Origin of the sequence: Corallococcus sicarius, assembly GCF_003611735.1 — a bacterium.
GTDB lineage: Bacteria > Myxococcota > Myxococcia > Myxococcales > Myxococcaceae > Corallococcus > Corallococcus sicarius.
This window is the reverse complement of the sequence record NZ_RAWG01000040.1, coordinates 37,384-45,634: the sequence shown is the minus strand read 5'-3', so window position 1 is coordinate 45,634 and position 8,251 is coordinate 37,384. Positions and strand designations below refer to the sequence as shown.

Genomic DNA, 8,251 nt, shown 5'->3' with positions numbered 1-8,251 from the left:
CCCACGGCCCACCGAAGCCGCAGGCCCTTCCGAACGCCGTCTGGATCAACAACCCCGCGCGGCTTGCCTCTTCACATCAGGCTGCGCAGTAATCTCTCGAATCCACTGTCTCATTCACGTTGACAGGCTCCGTGGGTCCGGCCCGTACGCAGGCAGGCGGTGAGCTCTTTGCGTAGCGCGCCTCGCGCCTGCACGAAGAGTGAGCGGTCAATGGTTTCGTGCGACACGCGCATGTGGGGCTGCTCGGGAAAGTCCGAGTGCAGTCTGGCGGCAATCTGCTGGGGGCTCCAGCGCCGGGCCAGGCCTTGCTCCACCTCGTCCCTCAGCGGACTGCTCCCGATGACCAGATTTCCGCGCTCCCCGATGACCGCCAACACTCGGCACGCCACGCCCGGTACTTCCTCCTGCCGCCCGTCGCGGCCACGTCGCGCGACACGGTGGACGCGGAGCGTCCCAAACGACGCGCGATGGCGCGCATCGACTCGCCCGCCTGTACGCCGCGCGAGACTTCCTCGCGCTCCTGCAGCGACAGGCGCAAGGGCGAGCGCGGGCGCGCGCGCGGCGCCACTCCGCCTGTCTTCGCCAGGAGCCGCTGAATGGATTTCTTCGAGCAGCCGATGGCCAGCGCCGCTTGCTCGAAGGTCTCGCCAGCGATGACACGACGCCGAATCTCCAGCCTGTCCTCACCCGTCAGCCTTGCTGCTTTCCCTCGGCCTCGCACCCAGTGCCTCCCGTCAAGCAGGGTGCCATGGTGAGCACCCACGTGGTGCGTTCACCGCTTGAGACCGCCAGGTTGAGGAGTGATGAGCACCGGCTTCGTTTCTCCCCCAGCGCCTTCTCGTATCGCTCACCCTGGCCTGGCTTGCTCCGGGAGGAATACCGCCAGCCAGGACTCTGCGTTCTGGAGGGCAGGCACGGAAACTTGTGTGGGGTTGGGGTGTCAGCTGCCATGCCTGGGCGGCGGCCCGCAGGGCGCCCTTGAGATCAGCGGGGACAGGCGCGTGCAAGTCATGCCAGAGCGGCATGGCGAGGGCCGCATCTGGCCCGGGCCGCTCCGGGCCGAAAGGCTCGTCCTCGGCTGAAGAGAGCCCAGCGAGTATCAGCATTCGAGCCCAAGCGCCTCACCGTGGCCGCGTTGGCATTCAAGGCCTTCTTCCAGGGGCCGGCCGCGATGGTCAGCTGGTTTCGCAATGGCCACCGGTACAACTGGGGGCGCTGAACAGGCAGGCAGCCAGGGTTCGGAACGACGTGGAACCAGAACGAGTGGGCGGAGGCTGGCAGCTTCTGGATCTGGGATGTGGAGGCCCAGGGAACGCGAACGCCACCCGCACCACGCTAACGCGCCCAACAAGCGAACGGCCAAGGCGACTCATCCCCAGCCGCCCTGAAACGAAAAAAGCCCCCGAGTCTTTCGACTCGGAGGCTCTTTTTCGGAGTGCCCAGGGCGGGACTCGAACCCGCACGCCTCACGGCGCCACCACCTCAAGATGGTGTGTCTACCAATTCCACCACCTGGGCCTGCTCGCGGGGCTCATTTATCGAACCCCGCTGACTCGCGCAACGACTAAATCACCGACGCGCGAGGCTGCTGCGGACTGACGATTACGGCGCGGGCGTCGTCGGCGCGGGAGCCGGCTGGCCCTCGGCCGGCGGGGTCGCCGTGCGCTCCTGCTCGACACTGCCCGGAGCCGCGGGCGCGGGAGTCGTCGCCGGAGCCGCACCCGTCGTGGGTGCCGCACCCGGCGTCGCGGGCGCCGTGGCCGCCGGAGGAGGCGATGCAACCGAGCCCCCCGCCGCCACGGAACCGCGCAGGCCCACGAACGACAGGCCCAGCGACGTCAGGAAGAACAAGCCGGCGCAGATGCCCGTCAGCTTGCTCAGGAAGGTCACCGCTCCGCGCCCACCGAAGGCACTCGTCGCGGCGCCGCCACCCAGGGCGGAACCCATGCCGGCGTCCTTCCCCGGCTGTAGCAAGATGACGAAGATCATGAACACGCAGAGAAGAACGTGCACGATCGTGAAGAAGGTCAGCATGGGGCTTCCAGACGCTCCGTGAGAAGAGGGCGCACCCTACACAAAGTGGTCAACGGGTGACAACTTCCAACTGGGATAACTTCCTCTAGCCCGCCGCCTTCACGATGGCCACGAAGTCGGCCGCCTTGAGGCTCGCTCCCCCGACGAGCGCCCCGTCCACGTCCGGCTGGCCCAGCAATTCCGCCGCGTTGTCCGGCTTCACGCTGCCGCCGTACTGGATGCGCACCCGCCCCGCCGTCCCCTCGTCGTACAGCCGGGAGAGCAGCCCCCGGATGGCCGCGTGGACCTCCTGGGCCTGCGCCGTCGTCGCCGTCCGGCCCGTCCCAATCGCCCACACCGGCTCGTAGGCCATCACGAACGTCGCCACGTCCGCGCCGGAGAACCCCTCCAGCGCGCCCCGCACCTGGCGCTCCACCACCGCCAGGGTCTGGTTCGCCTCGCGTTCCGCCAGCGTCTCACCCACGCAGATGATGGGCGTCATGCCCGCGGCCTTCACGGCCTTGGCCCGCTTGTTCACCGTGGCGTCCGTCTCCCCGAAGAACTGCCGGCGCTCCGAGTGCCCCACGATGACGTAGGCGCACCCCAGCTCCACCAGCATGGGCGCGGAGATCTCCCCGGTGAACGCGCCGGAGGCCTCCCAGTGACAGTTCTGCGCCGCCAGCTGGAGGGGCGCGCCCTCCAGCGCGACGTGCACGGGCTGCAACGCCACGAAGGGAGGCGCGATCACCACCTCCACCTTGTCGCCCAGCGCCGCCACCGCGCCGCGAAGCTCCCGCACCAGCGCGAGCGCCTCCGGCACCGCCTTGTTCATCTTCCAGTTGCCAGCGATGATCTTCCGACGAGCCTGGGCCGCCATGGTGTCTCCCCCGAGGTACCGCGCGTTGACCTACTTGGTTTCCAGCGCCTTGATGCCGGGCAGCTCCCGGCCCTCCAGGAACTCCAGCGACGCGCCGCCACCCGTGGACACGTGGCTCATCTTGTCCGCGTAGCCCATCTGCTCCACCGCCGCGGCGCTGTCGCCACCGCCGATGACCGTCGTGGCCTGCGTGTTGATGGACATGGCCGCGGCCACCGACCGCGTGCCCTCCGCGAACTTGGAGACCTCGAAGAGGCCCACGGGCCCGTTCCACACCACCGTCTTCGCGTCGCGGATGCGCTGCGTGAACATCGCGCGCGTCTTGGGCCCGATGTCCAGGCCCATCATGTCCGGCGGGATGACCTGGTCCGGCGTCTCCTTCGCGATGCTCTTCTCCGACGGCTCCGTGCCCACGATGTGGTCGATGGGCAGCACCAGCGGCGTCTTCAGCCGCTTCGCCGTGTCCAGCAGCTTGGCGGCGAGGGCCAGCTTGTCGCCCTCCTCCACCCGGCTCTTGCCCACTTCAATGCCCTGCGCCTTGAGGAAGGTGTACGCCATCGCGCCGCCCACGAGCAGCGCGTCCACCTTGGGCAGCAAGCTCTCGATGACCTTGATCTTGTCGCTCACCTTGGAGCCGCCCAGGATGGCCACGAAGGGCTTCTCCGGGTTCTTGAGCACCTTGCCCAGGTACTCGATCTCCTTCTTCATCAGGAAGCCGGCGGCCTTCTCCTTCACGAAGGGCACCATGCCGGCCGTCGACGCGTGCGCGCGGTGCGCGGTGCCGAACGCGTCGTTGACGTAGACGTCCGCCAGCGCCGCCAGCTCGCGCGAGAAGGCCTCGTCGTTCGCCTCCTCCTCCTTGTGGAAGCGCAGGTTCTCCAGGAGGACGACCTGCCCCTCCTTCAGCTCCTTCACCTGCTTCTTCACGCCGTCGCCCACGCTGTCATCCGTGAGGATGACCTCGTGCTTGCCGCCGAGCAGCCCCACGAGCTTCGCGGCGACGGGCTCCAGCGACAGCTTGGGGTCCGGGCCCTTGGGCCGACCGAGGTGGGACGCCAGGATGACCTTGCCGCCCATCTCCAGCGCGCGCTTGATGGTCGGCAGCGCTTCGCGGATGCGGGTGTCGTCGGTGATGCGGCGGCCGTCCATGGGGACGTTGAAGTCCACGCGGATGAAGACGCGCTTGCCGGTCAACTGCAGGTCATCGATGTAGCGGATCATCTTTTGGTGCCCCTTGCCCTGTCTCGGTCAGCCCAACGGTGCCGGAATGCGTGCCTGCGTCCTTGAAGAAACGAAGGACTACAGGCCCTTCGACACGAGGTACTTCGCCGTGTCGACCATGCGGTTGGAGAAGCCCCACTCGTTGTCGTACCAGGCCATGACCTTGAGCATGTTGTCGCCCATCACGAAGCAGTTGGTGGAGTCGAAGATGGCCGAGTGCGGGTTGCCGTTGTAGTCCACCGACACCGTCTGCGCGTCGCTGAACTCCAGCACGCCCTTGAGCGGACCGGCGGCGGCCTTGCGGTACGCCTCGATGACCGCCTCCGCGGTGACCTTCTTGGTGGTGTTCACCGTGAGGTCCACCAGCGACACGTTCGGAGTGGGCACGCGCACGGCCAGGCCGTGCATCTTGCCCTTGAGCGCCGGGATGACCTCACCGATGGCCTTCGCGGCGCCGGTGCTGGTGGGGATCATGGAGAGCGCGGCGGCGCGGGCACGGCGCATGTCCTCGTGGGTGAGGTCCAGGATGCGCTGGTCGTTGGTGTAGCTGTGCACCGTCGTCATCAGGCCGTGCTCGATGCCGAAGTTGTCCACCAGCACCTTGGCGATGGGCGCCAGGCAGTTGGTGGTGCACGACGCGTTGGACACGATGTGGTGCTTGGACGGGTCGTACTGCTCATGGTTGATGCCGAACGCGAGGGTCATGTCCGGGCCCTTGGCCGGCGCGGAGATGAGCACCTTGCGCGCGCCCGCCTTGAGGTGCTTCTCGGCGCCCTCGCGGCCGGTGAAGCGGCCGGTGCACTCCAGCACCACGTCCACGTTCATGGACTTCCAGGGCAGCGCCGTGGGGTCCTTCTCCGCGGTGACGGCGATCTCCCGGCCATCCACCACGATGCCCTTGTCCGTGGCCTTCACCTCGCCCGGCCACGTGCGGTGCACGGAGTCGTACTTGAAGAGGTGGGCCAGCGCCGACGGCTTGTCGAGGTCGTTGATGGCGACGATCTCGAGGTCTTCCTTGCGGCTGAGCGCGGCGCGCAGGATGCAGCGACCGATGCGTCCGAAGCCGTTGATGGCGATCTTGGTGGCCATGATGTCCGTATCTCCTTGAAGTAGGAGTGGGCCTTCACGGCCCACCGTCATGAGTCTCGTAAAGAAGGCGGGCGACCGTAGGCAGGCGCCCCCGCCGAGTCAACGCTTCGCGTGGGCCGCTCTCGAGCGAGAACGTCGGAGCTGAACAATCACCCCGACCAACACCCAGAGCGCGGAGGCCGTTCCCGCTTCCCCCGCCCCGCAGCCGCAGCCGGTGTCCGCTTTGCCGTAATACAGGTCCGGCATCACCTGGACGACCTTCGGCTGCGGCGGAGGGTCCACCGGCGGGGGATCCACGGGCGGATGCGGGTTGCGCTCCCGCACCGCCACGCACGACGTCAGCGGCCGGGGGCTCACCGGGGGCGTCACGTCTGCGTCGGGCAGGGGCGGCGCCTGCATGAGCAGCTCTGTCTTCACCAGGAACGCGCCCACCAGCCGCGACCGCGCCTGGTTCGAGGCCAGGCCCTCGAAGGGGAAGCCCAGCACCAGCACCTGCCCCGAGGGCCCCGTCCCGGACACCACGCCCGTGCTGGACGTCGTGCCGGGAAGGCGCAGCACCTCCGCGCCGCCCCCCGTCGCCGCGAGCAGGTCGATGACGCCGACGGGATAGCCCCCGAGCGTCCCGTCGTCCAGCGGCGTGGCGGGCAGGCCCGAGAGGAAGCCACCCGCCGAGCCCTCCACCTGGAAGAGCGGCGTCCCCACGGCGGTGGACGCCCGCAGGATGTCCGCGAGGAAGAGCTTGTCCTCCGCGCTGCCACTGGCGAGCGTGGACACGGTGCGACCGCCCGACAGCATGAGATTTCCGCCCCCGGTGACGAACGCGCGCAGGGCATCCTGCTCCGCCCGGGACAGACCCGCGCCGCCCACGCCTCCGCGTCCAGCGGACCAGTCCACCAGCCGGTAGCCACCGGGCACCACCAGCCCCGCAGCCACCGCGGTGCCGGTCGCGCTGTCGAAGGGCAGCGCCGACGCTGCGAACGCCGCGCCGTGCTGGCGCAGGTAGCTGCCGTCGTTCATCGCCTCCAGGTAGACGCGCAGCGGGGCGTCCAGATCATAGGGATTCAGGGTCTCGCCGCAGGCCACCGTGGCGTCCAGCCGCTCGTACGCATTGACGAGCAGCACCGGGGGCGCCGCTCCGACGCGCACGCCCACGGTGGCGGACGGGAACGACTCGCCGCCCGCGTTCACCGCGGCGACGCGGAAGTAGCGCAGCGTGCCGGCGGCCAGCGTGACGGTGGCCTCGGTGCTCTGCACCGGGGTGCCCTCATCCCAGCCCAGCCCGTCCGCGCTCTGGTAGAGGCGGTAGCCCGTCGGGGCGTCGCGGCCCTCCTCGGATGCGACCAGCGGCGGCGCTGCCCACTTCACCTCCACCGCTCCCGGCGGCGTCGCGTTGCGCGCCAGCACCGCGCCCGGCGCCTCCGGGGGCAGGTGCACCGCCACGCCGTCGCGGGCCGCGAAGTACTTGATGAGGCCCTGCACGATGGCGCGCGCGGCCACGTGGCGCAGGCGCGGCTCCTTGAGCCTGCCCGCGTCCGTCGTGTTGTCGTGGTAGCCCATCTCCAGGAGCACGCTGGGCATCTCCGGGTTGTGCGTGGGGTTCACCTCGCCCAGGTTCCCCGAGCGCAGGCCGCGCACCCGCCAGTTCGGATCCACCTCGCGCTTGAAGTCCTTTTCAATCTGCGCAAGCAGCGCCCGCGCCATCACGTCGCTGTCCTTCACGCCGGTGAAGTTGAGCGTGCCGTCCACCGGGTGCGGCCCGTAGACGTACGCCTCCGTGCCCATCACGTTGCCGGACGTGGACGCGTTGGTGTGCCAGGCCACGTAGACGGCGTCCTCGCCCTCCTCGTGCAGCCACGCGGCGAAGCGCGGGCGGGACTGCACGTCCGCGGTGCGCTCGTTGGAGAGCGCGTTGGCCCCCGTCGGCGCGTACACGCTGAAGGGCGCCCCGCTGTACTGCACGTGGTAGCGCGCGCTCTCCTCGAAGCGCGGACGCGGCAGCGGCCCCTGCGCCGCGTCTCCCATCAGGCCCCGGCCGCCGCCCAGCCGCACCGCGTCCACCGACAGCGTCGCGCCCGCGCCCGCCGCGGAGTCGTTCTGGAGCACCACCGCGCCCGAGTCCGGGTGCTTCCCGGCCTTGAAGTAGAAGCGGCCCAGCAGCACCCACGTTCCACCGTGGCGGCGCTGGTTCACCCGGAAGTGGCTCTCCCCTCCCGCGTGCTTCACCACGTAGTGCGCGTCCGTCGCGCGCGTGGGGTCCGAGCCGTACGAGACGTAGACGTGGTACGCCGCGTCCGCCGGCACGTTGGGGGTCCACGTGGCGCTCGCGGTGACGGTGGCCGCCGTGTCCAGCGTGCGCGTGGTGCCCACCGAGAACGGCTCCACGCTGTTGCCCATGGGCACGGGCGGGGCGCTCCAGCCCTTCTGTTCGGAGGGGTGGAAGCGCCCGAGGTCCCCGCCCTGCGTGTAGCCCGTCTCCAGGTCATCCACGGTGGCGATGAGCGGGTTCAGGTCCGTCTCACGCACCGGCACCACCGTGGCCCCGGCGGCCACGAGCTGGGGCAGCAGCTCCTGGGACACCACCTCCACGGAGATGAAGTCCTCCACCACGCCCCAGGTGTTGGGCCGCTGCGTGGCCCAGCGCTTCAGCCCGCTGTCGCGGTAGAAGCCGTGCCCGGGGCTCAGGTAGATGACCTTGCCAGAGAGCGCGCCCTCGCCCAGGCGCGTCTGCGGCACGCCGGCCGCCTTCACGCCCCTCGCCGGGCCTCGGGCCTCGCGGCGCACCACGGGAGGTTCAGAGGCGGACAGCCGGTGCTGCTCGTGGGCTCGCGGGCCCGGGGCTGGGAGATACTGGACACCGGGGGGCTCCAGGCCCAGGTCATCTCCTTCAAAGCTTGTAGGGGTCTCCTGCGCATGCGCGAGGACACCGGTGCACCACAGGGCCAGCGCCAGCACGCGCGGCCAGGACGACAAGGACGTTCGCATCACGCGGCCGACCTTACCTGTTCACACAGACGCGGCAATCGAACCCGCGGGTGCTAGCCTGCCGCACCC

At 69.6% G+C, this 8,251-nt stretch carries 6 protein-coding genes and 1 tRNA gene; all 7 read right to left on the bottom strand.

Features of this window, described 5'->3' with window-relative positions; genetic code table 11:
- Positions 1 to 322 precede the first annotated feature (322 nt).
- The 7 genes from D7X12_RS44160 to D7X12_RS08890 all read right to left on the bottom strand — a co-directional run bounded on the left by D7X12_RS44160 (position 323) and on the right by D7X12_RS08890 (position 8,182).
- On the bottom strand, positions 323 to 568 hold the full coding sequence (locus D7X12_RS44160; RefSeq protein WP_244224444.1) for a helix-turn-helix domain-containing protein: 246 nt from the start codon (positions 566 to 568) through the stop codon (positions 323 to 325).
- Between the two features lie 868 nt (positions 569 to 1,436).
- Positions 1,437 to 1,518: transfer RNA gene (locus D7X12_RS08915), tRNA-Leu, on the bottom strand.
- Positions 1,519 to 1,602: 84 nt separating this feature from the next.
- A complete protein-coding gene (gene secG / locus D7X12_RS08910; RefSeq protein WP_120624840.1) occupies positions 1,603 to 2,034 on the bottom strand; it encodes a preprotein translocase subunit SecG in 432 nt (143 codons plus the stop codon).
- Between the two features lie 85 nt (positions 2,035 to 2,119).
- Positions 2,120 to 2,890: a triose-phosphate isomerase gene (gene tpiA / locus D7X12_RS08905; RefSeq protein WP_120624839.1), complete on the bottom strand. Its 771-nt coding sequence runs from the start codon at positions 2,888 to 2,890 to the stop codon at positions 2,120 to 2,122.
- A 30-nt stretch (positions 2,891 to 2,920) separates the two neighbouring features.
- Positions 2,921 to 4,111 (bottom strand): phosphoglycerate kinase, encoded by a 1,191-nt coding sequence (locus D7X12_RS08900; protein ID WP_120624838.1) that lies wholly within the window; start codon positions 4,109 to 4,111, stop codon positions 2,921 to 2,923.
- Positions 4,112 to 4,189: 78 nt separating this feature from the next.
- Entirely contained in the window at positions 4,190 to 5,200 is a 1,011-nt protein-coding gene (gap, locus tag D7X12_RS08895) for a type I glyceraldehyde-3-phosphate dehydrogenase (protein WP_120624837.1), read from the bottom strand.
- 99 nt (positions 5,201 to 5,299) lie between these two features.
- Positions 5,300 to 8,182: a golvesin C-terminal-like domain-containing protein gene (locus D7X12_RS08890; RefSeq protein WP_120624836.1), complete on the bottom strand. Its 2,883-nt coding sequence runs from the start codon at positions 8,180 to 8,182 to the stop codon at positions 5,300 to 5,302.
- Positions 8,183 to 8,251: the final 69 nt, after the last annotated feature.